This is a genomic window from Qipengyuania sp. ABI-127-1 (assembly GCA_022953095.1).
Classification (GTDB): Bacteria; Pseudomonadota; Alphaproteobacteria; order Sphingomonadales; family Sphingomonadaceae; genus Qipengyuania.
Window position 1 is genome coordinate 1,818,889 of the sequence record JALJCR010000001.1, and the last position, 18,884, is coordinate 1,837,772.

The window sequence follows — 18,884 nt, forward strand, 5'->3', positions numbered from 1 at the left end:
ACGCATGTCGCCAGCCATCTTGCTCCTCCTGGCCCTCGGGCTCGGGCTCGCCGGATGGTTGGCGGCTCGTGCACGTGCATGGACCTTTCGGCGTGAAAGCGCCAATGGCAGGCTTGCCAGCCTGCCTACCTACCACGCGTGGTACGTCGCGCTGTGGATTGTGCTTCCGGTACTGGTATTCGTGGCGCTTTGGGGTGCGATAGCTCCGGGCCTCGTCAGCCAGTCGGTCTTGGCCGATCCCGCAGCGGCCGACCTTCCCGTATTCGGATTCGAACGCCAGACGATCCTCAACGAGGCCCGCGCAGTCGCGACGGGGGCGGCGCCTGCCGTGTTCAATCCCCAGGCTGCCGCGCTTGTCGAACCCTATCGGGATGCGCTGTCGCATTACAACCTGATCGGGATCGCGGTCACGGTGCTGATCGCGTTTCTCGGCGGTGCCTACGCCTTCCTGCGCCTGCGCCCGGATTTCGCAGCCCGCACCAAGGTCGAGCGGATCGTCATGTCGATCTTGCTGGGTGCTTCGCTGGTGGCGATCCTGACCACCATCGGCATCCTTGCCAGCCTTATTTTCGAAACCGTCCGGTTCTTCGGCATGGTTTCACCGATCGATTTCCTTTTCGGCACGCATTGGGGTCCCGACCCCATGGCCAATCCCGACAATCCCGATCCATCCCGCTATGGCGCGGTGCCGCTGTTCTGGGGGACACTGTTCATCGGTGCGATCATCGCCATGATCGTCGCCATCCCCCTCGGCCTCATGAGCGCGATCTACCTCACCCAATATGCCAACCCCCGGCTGCGCAAATGGATCAAGCCGGCGCTCGAGATTCTCGCCGGCGTGCCGACGGTCGTCTACGGATATTTCGCCGCTCTGACGATCGCACCGGCCATTCGCGATATCGCCCTGAAGCTCGGCGTGACGAACCCTTCGACCGAGAGCGCACTCGCCGCCGGTCTGGTCATGGGTGTGATGATCATTCCCTTCGTATCCTCGATGGCCGACGACAGCATCACCGCAGTTCCGCAAGCAATGCGCGACGGTAGCCTGGCCATGGGGGCGACGACCAGCGAGACGATCCGACGCGTTCTGGTTCCCGCTGCCCTGCCCGGCATCGTGGCCGGGATCATGCTGGCCATCAGCCGCGCGATCGGGGAAACCATGATCGTGGTGATGGCGGCATCGACGGCGGCCAACCTGTCGGCCAACCCCCTCGACAGAATGACGACTGTGACGGTCCAGATCGTCAAGATGCTGACCGGCGAAGGGAGCTTCGACCACCCTGCCACGCTCAGCGCCTTTGCCCTCGGCTTTGTTCTGTTCCTCGTCACCCTCGGCCTCAACTTCATCGCGCTCAGCGTGGTCAAAAGGTATCGCGAAGCATATGACTGAGCGTGTCGCCCCCACTCGCACGCCCGCCTTCGAGGCGCGCCTCAAGAAACGCTACGCTGCCGAACGCCGGTTCAAGGCGCTTGGCCTGTCGGCGATCCTGTTCTCGATCGCCGTGCTCATACTCCTGCTCGCGACAATGACCTTCAACGGGATTGGCGGGTTCCAGCGCGTGGAAGTGCAGGTCCCTGTCGATTTTGCCGAATCCGGTATCGCGGCCGATCCCACAGCCATGGCACAGCCGGGTGCCCTCGCCTCGCTCGAGGCACAGGGCCTGCGCGACGTGGTCCAATACTTCGCGGAAGAACATCTGGGCGAAGATGGTGCCGAAGAGCTCGGCCCCCAAGCCTGGCGCGACGTTGCCGCGGCGATCATCGCCGATCCGGCAATTCTGCGCGAAGAGATCACGTTCTCCCTTCCCGCATCGGCCGATCTTGCTTCGGGTTATGAAGGTGAAGGCTCGCAGGACATGCAGGCGCTCGCGGCGCAACTGGCGCAAGAAGGGCAGATCGAGAAGAACTTCGATGTCGGCTTCCTGACCCGCTCTGATGCGACAAACCCGCAGCAGGTCGGTATCTGGGGCGCGCTCAAGGGCTCCATGCTGACGATGGTCGTCACCCTCCTGCTAGCATTCCCGATCGGCGTTCTCGCGGCACTCTATCTCGAAGAATATGCGCCCAAGAACCGGTGGACCGACTTCATCGAGCTGTCGATCAACAATCTGGCCGCCGTTCCATCGATCATTTTCGGCCTGCTGGGCCTCGCCGTATTCCTGACGCTGTTCCCCAATTTGCGGTCGGCGCCGGTGATCGGCGGTATGACGCTCGCCCTGATGACCATGCCGGTCATTGTGATTTCGGGCCGCAACGCCATCAAGGCCGTTCCGCCGAGCATTCGCGATGGCGCGCTTGCAGTGGGTGCCTCGCCCGTCCAGGTCGTGTTCCACCACGTCCTGCCGCTTGCCTTGCCGGGCATCCTTACGGGCACGATCATCGGCATGGCACGCGCTCTTGGCGAGACCGCGCCGCTGCTGATGATCGGCATGCGCGCCTTTGTCGCCACCCCGCCCGATGGTTTTACCTCGCCCGCGACCGTCCTGCCGATGCAGATCTTCCTGTGGTCGGACGAAATCGACCGCGGTTTCGTGGAACGCACCAGCGCGGCGATCATCGTGCTATTACTGTTCCTGCTCGTGATGAACGGGCTCGCCATCTACCTGCGTAACAAATTCGAGAAAACCTGGTGACCGTAGTCCACGACAACCTCGAGCCCACCGAAGCCAAGATGAGCGCCACCGATGTGTCGGTTTTCTATGGTGACAAGAAGGCGATCGATTCGGTTTCGATCGACATTCCGACCGAATACGTGACCGCCTTCATCGGTCCGTCCGGTTGCGGCAAGTCCACCTTCCTGCGGACTCTCAACCGCATGAACGATACCATTCCCACGGCCCGGGTCGAGGGGATGATCGAACTCGATGGCCAGGATATCTACCGCTCGGGCATGGATGTCGTGCAGCTTCGCGCCCGGGTCGGCATGGTTTTCCAGAAGCCCAACCCCTTTCCCAAATCGATCTATGACAACATCGCATACGGCCCCAAGATTCACGGTCTGGCCGAAGGCAAGGACGAACTCGATGCCATCGTCGAGAAATCGCTCAAGCGCGCCGGGTTGTGGGAAGAAGTGAAGGATCGCCTTCAGGACAGTGGTACGGCGCTGTCCGGCGGCCAGCAGCAGCGATTGTGTATCGCCCGCGCCATTGCGGTCGATCCCGAAGTGATCCTGATGGACGAGCCGTGTTCCGCGCTCGATCCGATCGCCACCGCGAAGATCGAGGAACTCATCGCGGAACTCAACGGCCGTTACGCTATCGTCATCGTAACCCACTCGATGCAGCAGGCCGCCCGCGTCAGCCAGCGTACCGCCTTCTTCCACCTCGGAAAAATGGTGGAATACGGCCGCACATCTGACATATTCACCAATCCGCACGAAAAGCGCACCCAGGATTACATCACGGGTCGCTACGGATAAGGCCATGAATTCCATGCAAGAACATACAGTAAAGGCCTTCGATGAAGACATCACCCGCCTGCGCGGCCTGATCGCCGAAATGGGCGGATTGGCCGAAGCGGCGGTCGCCCAATCGCTCGAAGCGCTCGTCAAGGGCGACGATGAGCTGGCGGACAAGGTCGTCAAAGGCGACAAGAAGATCGACGCGCTCGAAAGCGAGGTCGACAAGCTTGCCGTGCGGATCATCGCGCTGCGTGCCCCCATGGCCGACGATCTTCGCGAAGTGATCGCCGCCCTCAAGATCGCCGGCGTGGTGGAACGCATCGGCGATTATTCGAAGAACATCGCCAAGGCGAGCAAGCAGATCGGCGGCAATCGCAAGCAGTTCGAACCGCTCACATTGCTGCCCGCCATGGCGGAAGTCGCTGCCGAAATGGTCCATGACGTGCTGACCGCTTACGCCGCCCGCGATGCCGAGCTGGCCCGCGAGGTGATCGCGGCCGATGAGAAGGTCGACGCCTTCTACAATTCGATTTTTCGCAATCTCGTCAGCCACATGGTCGAAAACCCTTCCACCATTTCGAGCGCGGCGCAGATGCTGTTCATCGCACGCAATCTCGAGCGTGTCGGCGATCACGCCACGAATGTTGCTGAAATGGTGCACTTTGCGGCAACGGGCAATTATCCGCCCGATGAAGACGGTTGACACAAAACTGTAGCGCGAGGGTCATAAAGCTTTGCCGACCGAGACTGAGAATTCCCGGAAAGGCAAAGATTTGCACGCCGCCAAACTGCTTCTGGTAGAGGACGATCCAGCCCTCTCCGAACTGCTCGAATATCGTTTTTCCAACGAAGGCTATCAGGTTCGCACGACCTCCGATGGTGACGAGGCCTTGTTGCTCGCTTCAGAGGACGTGCCCGACCTCGTTATCCTCGACTGGATGATCGAAGGGACCAGCGGAATCGAAGTGTGTCGCCGATTGCGCCGTGACAAGGATACCGCACACGTTCCGATCATCATGCTGACCGCCCGCGAGGCGGAAGACGATCGGGTGCGCGGCCTCGATACGGGGGCGGACGATTATCTGACCAAGCCGTTCAGCCCACGCGAACTGCTTGCCCGCGTGGCTGCGGTCATGCGTCGTATCCGCCCTGCGCTGGCGGGGGAAAGCATCGAGGTCGGCGATATCACGCTGGACCCGGTGGCGCACAAGGTGACCCGGCGCGGCCGCACCCTCCAGCTCGGCCCGACCGAGTACCGCTTGCTCAAGTTTTTCATGGAAAGTCCGGGGCGCGTGTTCAGCCGCGGGCAGCTCCTCGACGGGGTCTGGGGTACCGAAAGCGAAATCGAACTGCGCACGGTCGACGTCCATATCCGCCGCCTGCGCAAGGCGATCGAGATCGAGGGTGCCAAGGACCCGGTACGCACCGTGCGCAGTGCCGGCTATTCGCTCGAAGCCTGATCTGGCCGTTCAGCCAGGAAACAGAAGCGGCCCGCTATCGTTCTTCCTCTTGGGAGAATGCCAATGCTGGAAAGACCCATTGCCGCCTTGCTGGCCTGTTGTTCCACGGCCCTGGTCTTCGCTTGCATCCCGGCGGTCCAAAAGGGGGAAGCCGAAGAAGGCGATCTGCCCGCCGCAGAGGGTAGCGTGGCTCCGGCCACTGCTCCGGTCACCGACAGCCGGGAAATCGAAGGCAAATGGGATATCGTGCGCTTCGATGGCTACGAGCCTGCCCGTTTGAACGGACCGACGCGGGTCGCCTTTGCCGATTTCACCGATCGCGGTGTCGCGTTGCGGATCGAGTGTAATTATTCCGGTGCAGCGGGTTTCGTCGTCGATGGCCGGTTTCGGCCCGAACCCGGCGCCGCGTTTCAGACCGAAATGGGGTGCGGCGCGGTTCGCGAGGCGCGTGACACCGCGCTGTTCTCTTTCTTCGGAAAATCGCCGAGCGTCGAACGCCTGGCGGACGGCAAGATACTGCTTCGCGCAGACGGGAAGGAACTGCTGCTCCAGCGCCCGGACGAGCGGCGGCTCGACTTCCTCCCTCGCCCGGAAGAGCTCGCAGGCGAATGGCGGCTGATCGGCGTGACGCGCTATCTGGAAGGCAATGGCCATGCGGGTATCGGGCTGACCGATGTGCCGGGTCGCGTCGTCCTTACGGACACGACGGCCAGTTACACACGCTGTCCGCAATATGATTTCGGATATCGCTATACGGAAGAAGGGCGGCTGCTGAAAACGTCCGGCCCGGCAATTCCCGCCAGCCCCGCCTCCTGCGCGGAGCTTTCGGAACCGCAGCGCGGTTCGGACGATATGCCGACCCAGTGGGATGCCATGAGCGTGCTGCATGCCAGCCCGCTGATCGAATGGGCCGGGAAGGAAGAGATTCTCCTGTCGACTGATCGGATCGGGCTGGTTCTTTCCCGTGCCCCTTGCCGGACGATCGAGCAGTCCGACGATCATTCGGAAACGAAAGAGGTCGATTGCGCTTCGCCGCGTTAGCGGCAGATACCCCGCCAGCGCGGGCTCATGTCGAGGTGGAAGTGATCGGCATGCGCGGCATTGTAGTCTGGTGACAGGACCGTTGCGAAGCTTTCGCAAGCGCCGTCTCTCGCGACGCGGAGAAATCGCGCTTTCTCGCCCTCGCCCGGCCAGTCGCGCAGCACATTGATGCGTGTACCATTATCGAGAACAAACCCGGCGATGTCGATGGCGTTGGCGCTCGCATGCTCGCTCCACGGGCCGGTGTCACGGCCATAGAGTCGGCGGCAGGAATAGGCTCCAAGATGCTCTATCCGGGCGATTTTCGATCCGAAAATATCCACGGCCAAGGGATTCAAAACGCCTCTTTCCCACAAGAGCAGAGCAATCGATGCAGGGCACGTCACAGGCGGGGTTCGTGGCGAGAGAGGAAGACTGTTCAGCCGGATGCGGTCTTCGCGGCGGCAGGCTCCCTCGCCGGCCGGTTCGAACACGTCATGCGCGATTCCGCTGCGGTCGAGTACGGCGCGGCATTCGGCCACGTCGTCGCGCAGGGCGAGCAGCTTTGCCTCGGTTGCCCAGCCCACCGGATCGCGCAGATCGAGCGGCGCCCATGGATTGTGTTCGGGATGGTCGGCCAGCCATGCCCGCCCCGCCAATAGCAGGCCGATTGTGACGAGCAGCAGCAGTGCGCGCCTGTCGCCGGTGAAATTGCCGATGCGGCGCGATACCCTCGGTTTCATAGACCGCCGCCGTGTCATTGCAGAAACACGAAGACCGAAATTTCGGGATTGGCAGTTCCAGCACTGCGCCCGCCCCTTTTGCAGGCCGTAGCGCAGTTCATCGGGAAGGCGGGCGTTTCGGTATCGATCATCGGGCGCGTCCTAATGAAAGTCACGGCTCGGGGGAATGATCCGCACATTGCGCGGGTGCCCGCCATGCCACCCGCATTCGCGATTACCCGGTGCAGGTTCCTGCCATGGTTCGACAGGCCGGTAGGGATCGTCCCTCCCTTCCCTGAGGTTGTCGCGCGGATTGAACTTGTCTGGCAAGGGCGATGTGACGTGATCGGCGCGCGCGACAGGTGCATCCAGCATATCATCCGAGAGGCGATATAGCTGGTGCGTCGCATCCTCCATATGATGCGCTATCACGTGTATGACCTCATCGTCATATTCCACCCGCCCGCGCACTTCCATCAGGCGTGACCCCATCACGACACGGCGCTGTTTTTCCTTGAGATCCGGCCAAACGACCAGATTGATGACCCCGGTCTCATCCTCCAGCGTGATGAAGCACACGCCCTTCGCCGATCCTGGCCGCTGACGGATCAGTACCACGCCCGAGACATGGACCATGGAGCGGAATTTGCGCTTGCGCAGATCGCAAGCGCGCACGAAGCCGCGTTCGGCAAGGCTGGCACGCAGAAACGCCATCGGATGCGCCTTCAGGCTGAGGCGCGTGGTCTGGTAATCCGCCACGACCTCCTCGCTCAATGGCATCTGCGGAAGCTGCGTGGGTGAAACCTCGCCGCCTTCGTCGCGCGCCGCCGCTGCGGCGAACAACGGCAGATCCGGACCGCCGACGATGCTCCTCGCATCCCACAGGGCCTGACGGCGCGACAGGTGTAGCGAGCCGAAGCAATCCGCGCTCGCGAGCCGCTCGATATGCGCCGGGGCGAGACGGGCACGGTCCCTGAGCGCCATGACGTCGCCGTAATGCCCCCGTTCCTCGCGCTCGGCAATCAGCCGTGCCGCCACGGCTTCCGGCAGCCCGTCGACCTGTCTGAGGCCCAGGCGCAGGGCGATTTGGGTGCCGAGGCGCCCGCTATCCTCCCCAGAATGGGGAGGGGAACCGCGACGCGCAGCGGCGGGGTGGAGGGGCACCCCCGATTGTTCAAGACCTCGGCTACCCAGATCATCTCTACTTGCCCCTCCACCATGCTGCGCATGGTCCCCCTCCCCGTGCCGGGGAGGATATTCCTCCAGCGTGCAGTCCCACTGCGACCCATTGACGTCGGCAGGCAGCACCGTGACGCCATGCTCTCGCGCATCGCGGACGATCTGCGCCGGAGCGTAGAAGCCCATCGGCTGCGAATTGAGCAGCGCACAAGCGAAAGCTGCGGGGAAATGGCATTTGAGCCAGCTCGACACATAGACGAGATGCGCGAAGCTGGCCGCATGGCTCTCGGGGAAGCCGTATTCGCCGAAGCCGCGGATCTGGTTGAAGCAGCGCTGCGCGAAATCGCGATCGTAGCCCCGGTGGACCATGCGCTCGACCATCATGTCCTGCAATTCGTCGACCATGCTGCGGCTGCGGAAGGTCGCCATGGCCTTGCGCAGGCGATTGGCCTCGGCGGAATTGAAGCGGGCCGCATCGAGCGCGATCTTCATCGCCTGTTCCTGGAAGATCGGCACACCCAGCGTCCGCTCGAGGATGCTGGACAGTTCGTCGGGCGGGCCATGCTCGGGCGATGGCGCGGGAATGACCACCTGCTCTGCCCCGCGGCGGCGTTTGAGATAGGGATGCACCATGTCGCCCTGGATCGGCCCGGGCCGCACGATGGCGACCTGGATCACCAGATCGTAGAATTCGCGCGGGCGCAGGCGCGGCAGCATGTTCATCTGCGCCCGGCTTTCGACCTGGAACACGCCGAGCGAATCGCCCTTGCGCAACATGGCATAGGTTTCCGGGTCCTCGCGCGGGACGCTGGCCAGCGTCAGCGGGCGATTGTGATGATCGTCGAGCAGGTCGAGGCACTTGCGGATGCAGGTCAGCATGCCAAGCGCCAGAACATCGACCTTAAGGATGCCCAGCGCCTCGATATCGTCCTTGTCCCACTCGATAAAGCTGCGCTCGGGCATGGCGCCATTGCCGATCGGCACGGTCTCGGTCAGCGCGCCTTCGGTAAGGATGAACCCGCCGACATGCTGGGATAGATGACGTGGCATACCAATTATTTGCTCGGTCAGTTTGAGGACACGTCGCAGGTGTGGATCGCGCACGTCCATGCCTGTCTCGGCAGCATGTTTGTCGCTGATCTCACGCCCCCACCCGCCCCAGACGGTCTTGGCCAGCGCGGCGGTGACATCCTCGGTCAGCCCCATCGCCTTGCCCACCTCGCGGATCGCCATGCGCGGGCGATAGTGGATCACCGTGGCGCATAGTCCGGCGCGGTGGCGGCCGTATTTGCGATAGATGTACTGGATCACCTCCTCGCGCCGCTCATGCTCGAAATCGACGTCGATATCGGGCGGCTCCTTGCGCTCTTCGGAGATAAAGCGGTCGAACAGCAGCGCGTGCTTGGCCGGGTCGACCGAGGTGATGCCGAGGCAGTAGCACACGGCCGAATTGGCTGCGCTGCCGCGCCCCTGGCACAGGATCGGTGGATCGACGCCGCTCCGTGCGAAATCGACGATGTCCTTGATGGTGAGAAAGTACCGCGCCAGCTCGAGTTTGCCGATCAGCGCCAGCTCGCGTTCCAGCGTGGCGCGCACACTGTCGGGCAGACCACCGGGATAACGCCATTGCGTGCCTTTCCATGTCTCGCTCTCGAGGAATTGCTGCGGGGTCTGGCCGTCGGGATAGATTTCCTCCGGATATTCGTATTGCAGTTCGTCCAGGCTGAAGTCGCAGGCATCGGCCACCGCGCGCGCAGCGGCAATGGCGTGGGGCCAGCGTTCGAACAGCTTCACGATCACCTCGGGCGGCTTCAGATAGCGTTCGGCATTGCCATGCAGCAGGTGCCCGGCGGCAGCGACGGTGGTCTTGTGCCTGATCGCGGTCATCACGTCCTGCAGCGGCCGCTTGTCGGGCGTAGCGTAATGCACGTCGTTGGTGGCGAGGATGGAGAGGCCGTTCGCCTTCGCCAGCGCATCGAGCCGCTCGATCCGCGCAACGTCGTCGCCGGTGTAGAGATAGCTTGCGGCGATGTGGTGGAGCGTGGGAAGCTGGGTTGCGAGGTGGGGGAGGATGTCGGCTAGGGTGACTTCCATCTCCACCTTCCCAACGTCACCCCGGCCCCCGAGCCGAGGTCCCGTCTTTTCCGGTGTCGCGCTCGAAGAAGAGCGGGCCCTCGGATCAAGTCCGGAGTGACGAAAAGGGACTATGTTGCTCTCGACCTCAATCGCAAACTTCGCGCCCAGGTCGCGCGGCGGCAGGAGGATCAGTTGCACGCCCTCGGCATGCGCGGCGAGCATGGCGAGACTGATGTCGCACGCTCCTTTCTCCTGCCACTCGCCGTCGAGTGTCTGCATGCGCCCTGCGCTGATGAGTCTGCACAATCGTCCATATGCCGCCCGGTCGATCGGATAGGCGAGGAAGGCCAATCCTTCGACGGTTTCTATCCTGCAGCCGATAAGCGGCTTCAACTTAAGCGTTTTCGCCTCGGTATGGATGCGCACGACGCCGGCTATTGTGTTGGCATCGGCAATTCCGATGGCATCATAGCCGAGCGCGCGGGCCTGCATTACGAGATCCACCGCATCGCTCGCCCCGCGCAGGAAGCTGAAGCAGGAGGCCACGCCGAGTTCCACGAAGGCGCTGCGCGGCGGCGCGTCTATGCTTTCCGGATCGAGTTCGATCGTACGCTTGGGAATCTGGAGGTCGTTGTCGGGCATCTCACCCCGCCACCTCCCTGAGCCTTGCCTTCACCGCTGCCAAATCGGCATCGAACAACCGCGCCTGTTCCTCGCGCGCAGGGCCATCGAGGCGCAGAAGGTAGGAAGGGTGCGCGGTGACCCACAGCTCGCTGCCGTCCTCCAGCGGGATCGGAGCCCCGCGCACTTTCGAAATGCTCACCGTCCTGCCGAGCAGCCCGCGCGCCGCGCTCGCGCCCATGGCGAGCACCAGTTTCGGCTGCACGATCGCGCGCTCCGCTTCGATCCACCAGCGGCAGGTGTCGATCTCTTTCGCTTGCGGATTTTGGTGCAGGCGCCGTTTGCCGCCCCGAACGATCTTGGGGACATATTTGAAATGCTTCACCGCATTCGTCACATAGGCCGAACGGCGGTCGATTCCGGCCTGATCAAGATGCTGATCGAGCAACTTTCCGGCAGGCCCGACGAAGGGACGGCCCGCCTGATCCTCATGGTCGCCCGGCTGCTCGCCAACGATCATCAGCGCCGCATCGCACGGCCCCTCGCCCATCACCGCATGATTGTCGAGCGCGCCGATCGGGCACTTGCGGCAGGCATGAATCGCTTTGTCGATCGCCTCGAGCGTGTCGGGCCGCTCCTCGAATTCGCCAGAGAAAACCGATTTGCCCTTCGCCACCATCGCCGCCTCGCGATTCTGCGCGCCCGCGATAAGATCAGGGATTAGAGCAGCTTCGGGCATGTTCTTCCAGTATTTCTTCGGCATCTCCTTCAGCATCGCGCCCACTTTCAGCCGCGCGGGGTTGAAGATCGCAGCGTAATAGCTGCGCCAGAGATCCTCCATCGGATCGCCGCCCGGTGCATCGCTGCGCTGCGCGGGCGGGCCTTCGGACATGGTGCTGCCGTCCCAGTGCAGGCAGCCGCGCGGGGTCAGGATCGACCAGCGCATGTTGGAAAAGCGTCGCATGAAGAAGCCCGCATTGGCGCGCAGGATGTGATGCTCCGGCTCGAACCAGGCGACATAGTGCTCACCTGCCTCCTCTTCATCGGCTTCCACCAAGCGGAAGCGGACGAAAGCGTGCATCTTGTGGCTGTCGCGGCGGACGTTCTTGGCAAGTTCCTCCACCCGCCGCACGTCGGAATCGGCCTTGTCCTCCATCATGCGCGGATTGGCCTGAAACCGCCACAGCAGGCGATAGAGCAGCGCGAAGCGTTCTGGGTCGGAATGGAGGATCGTATTCCTCGCAAGGCTCACGAAACGGCGGTTCGCGCGCACGGGTCGTGCATCGGCGGGCGGGATCGGCATGTGCCGGTCACCATGTGCAAACAGATCGCCGCTGCCGCCCGGTTCCACCCAGGCAATCCGGTCAGGCGGCACCTCGCACTGGACCAGCGCCCGCGCCCGCTCACGCCAGAAATCGTAATCGTCCGGTTCGGGCAGCTGCACCGTGTAATAGGTGCCGGGTTTGACGTGCTGGAGCGCGGTCACAGCCACCTCCATTCGCCGCGAGCGCAGTCGAAAGGCATTCGGGCAGAGTGTCTCGACTTCGCTCGACACGAACGGAAGGAAAGAACGAACCTCATGCGGCAAACAGCTCCAACTGCTCGGTCTTTGGCGCGAGCAGGCTGCGCAAATCGGCGCGGTCGGTCAGCATGACAGGCCGCCAGTCCACGGTGCAGATGAAGGGCCGAACCTTGGTGATCGACAGCGTGAGGCGCGCCACATCGTCCAATCGCAACGCGCGGTGGCGACGACTGGTGAGGATCTTGCCCACAGCCTTCACGCCGAGACCCGGCACGCGCAGCAACTCCTCTTTCGACGCGCGGTTCACATCGACCGGGAATGCCCCGCGAAACTTCAAAGCCCAGGCGAGCTTGGGATCGATATCAAGCGGCAAATTCCCATCCGCCCCGGTCGCCTGCATCACATCCGTCGGCTTGTAGCCATAGAAGCGTATCAGCCAGTCGGACTGGTAGAGCCGGTGTTCGCGGATCAATGGCGGGCGCTTCAGCGGCAGCACCGCACTGGCATCGGGAATGGGCGAGAAGGCGCTGTAATAGACGCGGCGCAGCTTGAAGCTATCGTAAAGTCGGCTTGCCTTGCTGACGATATCGCTGTCGGTCGCGGCATCGGCGCCGACGATCATCTGCGTCGACTGGCCAGCGGGCGCGAAACGGGGGGCATGCTTGAAACGCTTTCGCGCATCCTTCGCCTCGACCAGGTCGGCCTTCACCTTGCCCATCGCGCCTTCAATCTGCGCCGCATTCTTGTCGGGCGCGAGGCGGGTCAGGCCGCTGTCGGTCGGCAGTTCGACATTGATCGACACACGGTCGGCATAAAGACCGGCCTGATGGACGATCTCCGCATCCGCCTCGGGAATGGTTTTCAAATGGATATAGCCGTGAAAATCGTGTTCTTCCCGAAGGATGCGCGCGACTTCTACCAATTGTTCCATCGTATGGTTCGAGCTTTTTACAATGCCCGAGGAAAGGAACAGCCCCTCGATATAATTGCGCCTGTAAAAGGCCAGTGTGAGGTCGACCACTTCCTGCGGGGTAAACCGTGCCCGAGCCACATTCGAGCTTTTGCGGTTCACGCAGTAATGACAGTCGAAAATGCAGTGATTGGTCAGCAGGATCTTGAGCAGCGAGATGCAGCGTCCATCGGGTGCATAGGCGTGGCAAATACCCATTCCCTCGGTCGAACCGATCCCCCCACGTCCATTTGGGCCGCCCATCGAATTGCGCTTCGCCGTGCCCGAAGACGCGCAGGAGGCATCGTATTTCGCGGCATCGGCGAGAATTTCAAGCTTCTGAAAGATAGATTGCGCGGCCATTCGTTCCTTATATGTTCCACACAGCTTTTCGCCAATGTCAAATGACAAAGGATGGAACTTTTGGTCGATTTCTGCATAATGCATGTACGGACCGGGCCCCTCTGGCGAGTACATATGTGCTCGTGATGTCGGACGTACGTAACGCCGACGGCCTGACCAAATTCTTACGTGATCGTCGGCATACCTACACCTCGCGGCCACCAGGTCGCCTGTCTGGAGTATGCAATGAAATATCTCACTTCTCTTGCCATCCTCGGCCTTGCCACCGCACCTCTTGCCGCGGCGGAAAAAGACTGGAATTTCGGTGACGGCACCAGCCCCGAACGTTGGGCCAGCGTGAACGCGGCCTATGCGCTGTGCGATGTCGGCCTCAACCAGTCACCCATCGATCTCGGCACACCCAATGCTCGCGGCGATGTTCAGCTCGATACCAATTTCGGCGATGCCGACGGCACTATCGCGCTTGGCGAAGAAAAAGTGCAGGTCGACTTCGCAGCCGGGCTCGGCATGAATTCGGGCGGCAAGGAATTCAACCTGATTCAGGTGCATTTCCATACGCCTGCCGAACATGCGGTCGATGGCGAACGCTACCCGCTGGTGGCGCATTTCGTGCATGCCACCGAAGCCGGTGAACTGGGTGTGCTTGGCGTGATGTTCGAAGAGGGCACGGCCAATCCGGCGCTGACCACGATCGTCGACGGTGTCGGTAAAGGCAAGGGAACTGCCGTGTCTTTCGACGTGAACGATATGGTCCCCGAAGAGCTCGACGTCTATCGCTATATGGGCTCGCTCACCACGCCGCCATGCAGCGAAGGTGTGAACTGGCATGTCGCCGAAACTCCGATGACCGCCAGCGCCGAACAGATCGCCGCGATGGAAGCCAATCTTGGTCCCAGCGCCCGCTCTCTACAACCGCTCGGCTCGCGCCTTCTGGTCGCGCCGGAATAAGTATTCTGCCACCCGGCCCAGGCGGTCGGGTGGCACTTTATCGTCAGGCGTATAGCCCCTGCAGATACCAGTTAGGCGGACCGCCGCGCCCGTCGCCGATGATACCCAGGCGGTAAATCCAGTAACGCCGCCCTTTCTCGTCCTCGATCCGGTAATAGTCGCGCAGACGGGCACCTCCGCGCTCGCACCACCATTCTGGTGCGATACGCTCAGGTCCCTCGACGCGCACAACATCATGGACCTGCCCCCGCCAGCGGAAACGCTGCGGATAGCCGTCGGGCGTCGCATAGAGCACCGCGATTTTCTCCGGAGTGTCGAGCAGCTTGAGCGGCCGCGCATGGAAGGCCAATTGCCCCTGCGAAGCAGGTTCAGGGCTGAGCGGCGGCTGCCAACGCTGCGCTCGCTCGGGGATATGGCTGGCGAACGGCATCGGACGGTTGATCGCCTGTGCACCGAGCCGCACCGTCAGCCTGTCGATACAGGCCGCAAGACTGGTTCCACGGTTTTCCGTCGCCGCCTCGATATCGGCCTGCTCCAGCGCCAATGGTTCGGCCCAGCTGGCGCGCAGGCGCAGCATTTCGATCCCGAAGCCAGCATCTATATCGTCGAGACGGACAGCGAAGAGCCGCACGATATGCTCTGGGTCGCGCGTGGCCTCGGCCATTTCAAGGCGGCGAACCACCACTTCGTCATCCACGCGCCACAAGCCCAGTTCGAGCCGCCGCGCACCCTGCCCCTGCCCCTCGAGTTCACGTGCCATGTCCTCGGCAAGGTCGGCAACCACCCGGTCGAGCAATTCGCGATGCCGGATCGGTTCGACCAGGCGGCGCTGAACCAGCGGCATTTGTTGCGGGATCACCGGCAATAGTGGTTCGGGTACACGGCCAAACAATTGGTCGAGCCGGATCAGAGGGTTGGCGGCAGGCGATTTACGATTGCGAAAACGCCTCTGGATCGCATCGCGGCCAATGGTGCCAATCTCGCCCAGGCGCTTGAGGCCGAGGCGGCGCAGAACGGTCAGCACATCCCGATCGAGCCGCAGCGCGGCCACGGGCAGGTCGGCCAAGGCCCGCTCGATTGGCTCGCCCCGCTCCACAATTGCCCTATCCGGGCCGAAATGGGTCATGGCCCAGGCTGCTCCGGCAGTCGGGGCGATGGCGGCACGAATGGTCAACCGCCGTCTGGCGAAGGCTTCGTACACATCGTCCAGCAGGCGTTCCTCGCCACCGAACAGATGCGGTACCGCGGTCACATCGACCAACAGGCTATCGGGTACATCGAGCGCCGACCACGGCCCCCAACGCTGAGCCCACACGGCGAGACGCTCGAGAAAGAGGAGATCGCCGGCCGGATCGCTCGGCGCGGTGACGATTGCGGGGCACAATGCGCGCGCATCGGCAAGCATCATACCCTGGCGCGCACCAGCGGCAGTCGCGGCGCAATTGACTGCCTCGATCCGTGGACCATGCGCATGATCCGCAATCAGAACTAAAGGCTCGTCCCGAACAACCTCTGCCTTCCTCCCCTTGCCCATTTGCCAGCGATCCATCGCCAGCGCGGGAAGCCAGATCGACAGGATACGGCGGGAACGCGATACACCCGCAGGCTGGGCGCTCACGCCCGTAGCGGCGGATGCCGCAAGCGCAATCCCGCCGTCCAGTCGGCCCCCACTTCGTCTGCTTTGCGCTGCACCCTGCCCTGCTCTTCGCCCAGCACCCATTCGCCCGGCGCATGCATGCGTGCACGGAATAGCTCAGCCCGCCAACGCGGTGCTCCGGGGGCCTGACCGTTCCAGCGCGGGGCAGGCGATGGGGCCGAAGACACCTCCCACCGCATGCGCGCAGAAGAGAGATCGCGTACCGCATCCAGTCTCACGAGAAACAGGGGCACGCCATGCTTTTCGCTCGTCAGTGTCAGGCGACGCGACGCAGTGAAATCGAGCGCTGTGGGATTGCCGACGATTTCCCCGATCACAAAAGCGAGTTCGTGGCAGCGCAGCCCTTCCTCGATGGCGAAGAGAGCATCTTCCGCCTTTTCCGCCCATACATGGACGATCCGGGCCTGCACATCTTCGGGCAAGCCCGCGCGGTATGGGCGGCCAACGCGCCGCACCGCTTCGCGTGTCTGGACCCACAACACGCTGCGCCGGTCATGCACCTCGCAAGCCTCGGCGCGGGGAAGGCTGCGCCAATCGTCCAGCGCCAAGCTCAGGGCGAATCCCGCTCCCACCCCCTCGCGCGAGGAGGCGAAAACCTCGTTGTGCAGCGCGAGACCCTGCCTTGCAGCCAAGCCCGGACACCAACGTATGCTGCGCTGCGCAGAGAGAGCAGCAACGTCTTCGAAGGCTGTGGACGGCATGGAGGCAGAGTCGGATCGGGACATAGGGAATCAAGCTGATTGTTCCCATTATGTTCCATATCCAATCGATTCGCAATTCGTCCTTCCACCGCCCCGTTCCGGCGCACCCAAGGGAACTCTGAATCACGCGCATTCGTTTGAAAACCAAACGTAATTATGAAAGGCGAATTCCATGAAATATTCCGACGGCAATTCCGAAGAACTCAAGAAAAAATTCTGGTTGGCGCTTGCCGACTCGCCCTTCCTTTTCCTCGAATTGGACGGTCAATCGCAGACATCGGTGCCGATGACCGCCCAGCTCGACGAAGACGCCAACAGCTCAATCTGGTTCTTCACTCAAAAAAACTCGACCTTTGCCCAGCTCGGCAAGGTCAAGGCCAGCTTTGCCGGTAAGGATCATGACATGTTCGCCCGCTTCGATGGTACGCTTGCCGTCGAAACCAACAAGGAACGCTTCGACCAATTCTGGAACAATTTCGTCGAGGCCTGGTACGATGGCGGCAAGGATGATCCCGACATCCTCTTCCTGCGCATGGATCTTGGTGAAGCCGAAATCTGGAGTGGCGATCTCGGCCTGCTCAACACCGCCAAGATGGCGCTCGGCATGAATGTCCATGACGAAGCCGAAGAACGCCACGCGGAATCGGTCGACATCTAACCGCGACCTCACGCCGAAAATAAGGTGGTCAACGGGCCGCTCCCCACGGGGGCGGCCCGTCTTGTATTCTACGTCCCTAGAATACTCGGGAACAGACCAGTTACCAGAATGGTGGCTACCGCAAGCGGGCACAGCCAGGCGAGCAGGAAACGCCACACATTGAAGGCCCAGGGCGAGAGGCCTGTCGTCGTACGCAGCAAATTCGCATCCGCCTTCCAGCCAATGAAAATGGAAGTCAGCAGAGCACCGACAGGCAGCATGACCTTCCCGGTGAAGCCGTCTACCGTGTCGAGAATATCCGTGTTCTCGAACAGCGACCAAAAGCCGAGCGGGCGCACATCCGACCAGACATTGTACCCGAGCAAACAGGCGATCCCAATGAGAAACGCGCCGCCACCGAAAATAAGCGCCGACTTCGGACGGCTCCAGCCGCGTTCGCCGATGCCATAGGCCGTAGGAACCTCCAGCAGCGAAATCGAACTCGTAATCGCCGCCACCAAAATCAGGACGAAGAACAGGAAGCCGAACAGGGCGCCTGCCGGCATTGCCTGGAAAGCGAAGGGGAGCGTCTGGAAAACCAGCGTCGGCCCGGCTGCGGGATCGAGCCCCACCGCAAGGACGATGGGAAAGATCATCAGCCCCGCCAGAAGCGCCACGCTGGTATCGGCAACCGCGATCATTGCCGCTGTCGGTCCCAATCCCCCGCCTTCCTTGATGTAAGAGCCATAGGTGATCAGCCCCGCCACACCCAGCGACAGCGAGAACAGTGCCTGCCCGAGAGCAGAATTCATCACCTGCGGCGTCAGCTTCGACCAATCGGGCGTGAACAGAAAGGCCACGGCATCACCAATATCGCCCTCGATCGCACCATAGACCACAAGGCCTACAAGCAGGACGAAAAACATTGGCATGAGATAGGTTGCCGCTCTTTCGATGCCCGAACTGACACCCCGCGCCACGATGTAAAGGGTCGCGCCCATGAACAGGAAGTGGACGCCCAGAAGCAGCCCCGGGTTGGCAAACATGTCTCCCAGGCGCTGCTGAATCTGTTCCTGGCTTTCACCCACCAGCGCACCGCGGAAGGGATCACCGGCCGCGATGGCGGAGAGAAGGTCGGCACCCATGATGGCAGCGTAATAGAGCACCCAACCGGCGACGACCGAATAGAAAGAGACGATCAGAAAAGCCGCCACTGCCCCAATCGCGCCGAAGATCGACCAGCTTGGCGCTACGTGCGATTGCGCCGCCACACGGCGGATCGAGCCGATCGCATCTGTTTGCCCGACTTTGCCGATGAAAATTTCGGAAAGCACCAGTGGCAGACCCAACAGGAACACGCAGCCGATGTAGAAAATCACAAAGGCCCCGCCGCCGCTTTCCCCGGCAAGTGTCGGGAAACGCCAGATATTGCCAAGCCCTACGGCGGCACCGACCGCCGCGAGGATGAATGCGGTGCGCGAGGACCAGCCCTCGCCCGTCGTAGTCGTGGTGGCGACCATGTTCAGATTTTTCCTCTCCAGACGCGGCGACCCCTGCCGCGTATCACAAGAGCGCCCTTAAACACGCAATTCCGCAGGATTCCAAGCTTCGCTTGGCCATCATCCACGC

Annotated in this window: 15 protein-coding genes; 8 read left to right on the top strand and 7 right to left on the bottom strand. The window is 62.3% G+C overall.

Going from position 1 to position 18,884, the window contains the following annotated elements; genetic code table 11:
* Nucleotides 1-4: 4 nt before the first annotated feature.
* From pstC to MUY37_RS09005, 6 genes are all read left to right on the top strand, one after another.
* Nucleotides 5-1,390 (top strand): phosphate ABC transporter permease subunit PstC, encoded by a 1,386-nt coding sequence (pstC, locus tag MUY37_RS08980; protein WP_499194998.1) that lies wholly within the window; start codon nucleotides 5-7, stop codon nucleotides 1,388-1,390.
* Nucleotides 1,383-2,633, top strand: a complete 1,251-nt coding sequence (gene pstA / locus MUY37_RS08985; protein ID WP_499194999.1) for a phosphate ABC transporter permease PstA — start codon at nucleotides 1,383-1,385, stop codon at nucleotides 2,631-2,633. The genes pstC and pstA overlap by 8 nt, the downstream gene beginning before the upstream one ends.
* A 38-nt stretch (nucleotides 2,634-2,671) precedes the next feature.
* Nucleotides 2,672-3,418: a phosphate ABC transporter ATP-binding protein PstB gene (gene pstB, locus MUY37_RS08990; protein ID WP_499195141.1), complete on the top strand. Its 747-nt coding sequence runs from the start codon at nucleotides 2,672-2,674 to the stop codon at nucleotides 3,416-3,418.
* A gap of 13 nt (nucleotides 3,419-3,431) precedes the next feature.
* Nucleotides 3,432-4,103 carry a phosphate signaling complex protein PhoU gene (phoU, locus tag MUY37_RS08995; RefSeq protein ID WP_115417876.1) on the top strand — a complete coding sequence of 224 codons (672 nt, stop codon included), beginning with the start codon at nucleotides 3,432-3,434 and terminating at the stop codon, nucleotides 4,101-4,103.
* 70 nt (nucleotides 4,104-4,173) lie between these two features.
* Nucleotides 4,174-4,860: a phosphate regulon transcriptional regulator PhoB gene (phoB, locus tag MUY37_RS09000; protein ID WP_499195000.1), complete on the top strand. Its 687-nt coding sequence runs from the start codon at nucleotides 4,174-4,176 to the stop codon at nucleotides 4,858-4,860.
* A 63-nt stretch (nucleotides 4,861-4,923) separates the two neighbouring features.
* Entirely contained in the window at nucleotides 4,924-5,901 is a 978-nt protein-coding gene (locus MUY37_RS09005) for an META domain-containing protein (protein WP_499195001.1), read from the top strand.
* On the opposite strand, the gene MUY37_RS09010 is transcribed toward MUY37_RS09005, so the two are convergent.
* From MUY37_RS09010 to MUY37_RS09025, 4 genes are all read right to left on the bottom strand, one after another.
* Complete coding sequence (locus MUY37_RS09010; RefSeq protein ID WP_499195002.1) at nucleotides 5,898-6,623, bottom strand: extensin-like domain-containing protein; 726 nt, start codon at nucleotides 6,621-6,623, stop codon at nucleotides 5,898-5,900. The genes MUY37_RS09005 and MUY37_RS09010 overlap by 4 nt on opposite strands.
* Nucleotides 6,624-6,764: 141 nt before the next feature.
* Nucleotides 6,765-10,499 carry an error-prone DNA polymerase gene (locus MUY37_RS09015; protein ID WP_499195003.1) on the bottom strand — a complete coding sequence of 1,245 codons (3,735 nt, stop codon included), beginning with the start codon at nucleotides 10,497-10,499 and terminating at the stop codon, nucleotides 6,765-6,767.
* 1 nt (nucleotide 10,500) lies between these two features.
* Nucleotides 10,501-11,964 carry a UdgX family uracil-DNA binding protein gene (locus MUY37_RS09020; protein WP_499195004.1) on the bottom strand — a complete coding sequence of 488 codons (1,464 nt, stop codon included), beginning with the start codon at nucleotides 11,962-11,964 and terminating at the stop codon, nucleotides 10,501-10,503.
* A gap of 91 nt (nucleotides 11,965-12,055) precedes the next feature.
* Nucleotides 12,056-13,312, bottom strand: a complete 1,257-nt coding sequence (locus MUY37_RS09025; protein WP_499195005.1) for a putative DNA modification/repair radical SAM protein — start codon at nucleotides 13,310-13,312, stop codon at nucleotides 12,056-12,058.
* 225 nt (nucleotides 13,313-13,537) lie between these two features.
* Between MUY37_RS09025 and MUY37_RS09030 the strand changes: the two genes are divergently transcribed.
* Nucleotides 13,538-14,260, top strand: a complete 723-nt coding sequence (locus MUY37_RS09030) for a carbonic anhydrase (protein ID WP_499195006.1) — start codon at nucleotides 13,538-13,540, stop codon at nucleotides 14,258-14,260.
* A 43-nt stretch (nucleotides 14,261-14,303) separates the two neighbouring features.
* On the opposite strand, the gene MUY37_RS09035 is transcribed toward MUY37_RS09030, so the two are convergent.
* Both MUY37_RS09035 and MUY37_RS09040 read right to left on the bottom strand, forming a co-directional pair.
* Nucleotides 14,304-15,809: a Y-family DNA polymerase gene (locus tag MUY37_RS09035; RefSeq protein WP_499195142.1), complete on the bottom strand. Its 1,506-nt coding sequence runs from the start codon at nucleotides 15,807-15,809 to the stop codon at nucleotides 14,304-14,306.
* 65 nt (nucleotides 15,810-15,874) lie between these two features.
* Nucleotides 15,875-16,618: a hypothetical protein gene (locus MUY37_RS09040; RefSeq protein WP_499195007.1), complete on the bottom strand. Its 744-nt coding sequence runs from the start codon at nucleotides 16,616-16,618 to the stop codon at nucleotides 15,875-15,877.
* Nucleotides 16,619-16,790: 172 nt separating this feature from the next.
* Here MUY37_RS09040 and MUY37_RS09045 point away from each other — a divergent pair, with 172 nt between their 5' ends.
* Nucleotides 16,791-17,276 (top strand): pyridoxamine 5'-phosphate oxidase family protein, encoded by a 486-nt coding sequence (locus MUY37_RS09045; RefSeq protein WP_499195008.1) that lies wholly within the window; start codon nucleotides 16,791-16,793, stop codon nucleotides 17,274-17,276.
* A gap of 68 nt (nucleotides 17,277-17,344) precedes the next feature.
* Here the strand turns inward: MUY37_RS09045 and MUY37_RS09050 are convergent, their stop codons facing one another.
* Nucleotides 17,345-18,775, bottom strand: a complete 1,431-nt coding sequence (locus tag MUY37_RS09050; RefSeq protein WP_499195009.1) for a sodium-dependent transporter — start codon at nucleotides 18,773-18,775, stop codon at nucleotides 17,345-17,347.
* Nucleotides 18,776-18,884: the final 109 nt, after the last annotated feature.

What these genes read in the sequence shown, in the direction of transcription:
- pstC (WP_499194998.1), top strand. Translation starts at nt 5, where the DNA reads ATGTCGCCAGCCATCTTGCTCCTCCTGGCCCTCGGGCTCGGGCTCGCC.
- pstA (WP_499194999.1), top strand. Translation starts at nt 1,383, where the DNA reads ATGACTGAGCGTGTCGCCCCCACTCGCACGCCCGCCTTCGAGGCGCGC.
- pstB (WP_499195141.1), top strand. Translation starts at nt 2,672, where the DNA reads ATGAGCGCCACCGATGTGTCGGTTTTCTATGGTGACAAGAAGGCGATC.
- phoU (WP_115417876.1), top strand. Translation starts at nt 3,432, where the DNA reads ATGCAAGAACATACAGTAAAGGCCTTCGATGAAGACATCACCCGCCTG.
- MUY37_RS09005 (WP_499195001.1), top strand. Translation starts at nt 4,924, where the DNA reads ATGCTGGAAAGACCCATTGCCGCCTTGCTGGCCTGTTGTTCCACGGCC.
- MUY37_RS09010 (WP_499195002.1), bottom strand. Translation starts at nt 6,623, where the DNA reads ATGAAACCGAGGGTATCGCGCCGCATCGGCAATTTCACCGGCGACAGG.
- MUY37_RS09015 (WP_499195003.1), bottom strand. Translation starts at nt 10,499, where the DNA reads ATGCCCGACAACGACCTCCAGATTCCCAAGCGTACGATCGAACTCGAT.
- MUY37_RS09025 (WP_499195005.1), bottom strand. Translation starts at nt 13,312, where the DNA reads ATGGCCGCGCAATCTATCTTTCAGAAGCTTGAAATTCTCGCCGATGCC.
- MUY37_RS09030 (WP_499195006.1), top strand. Translation starts at nt 13,538, where the DNA reads ATGAAATATCTCACTTCTCTTGCCATCCTCGGCCTTGCCACCGCACCT.
- MUY37_RS09035 (WP_499195142.1), bottom strand. Translation starts at nt 15,809, where the DNA reads ATGGATCGCTGGCAAATGGGCAAGGGGAGGAAGGCAGAGGTTGTTCGG.
- MUY37_RS09040 (WP_499195007.1), bottom strand. Translation starts at nt 16,618, where the DNA reads ATGCCGTCCACAGCCTTCGAAGACGTTGCTGCTCTCTCTGCGCAGCGC.
- MUY37_RS09045 (WP_499195008.1), top strand. Translation starts at nt 16,791, where the DNA reads ATGAAATATTCCGACGGCAATTCCGAAGAACTCAAGAAAAAATTCTGG.
- MUY37_RS09050 (WP_499195009.1), bottom strand. Translation starts at nt 18,775, where the DNA reads ATGGTCGCCACCACGACTACGACGGGCGAGGGCTGGTCCTCGCGCACC.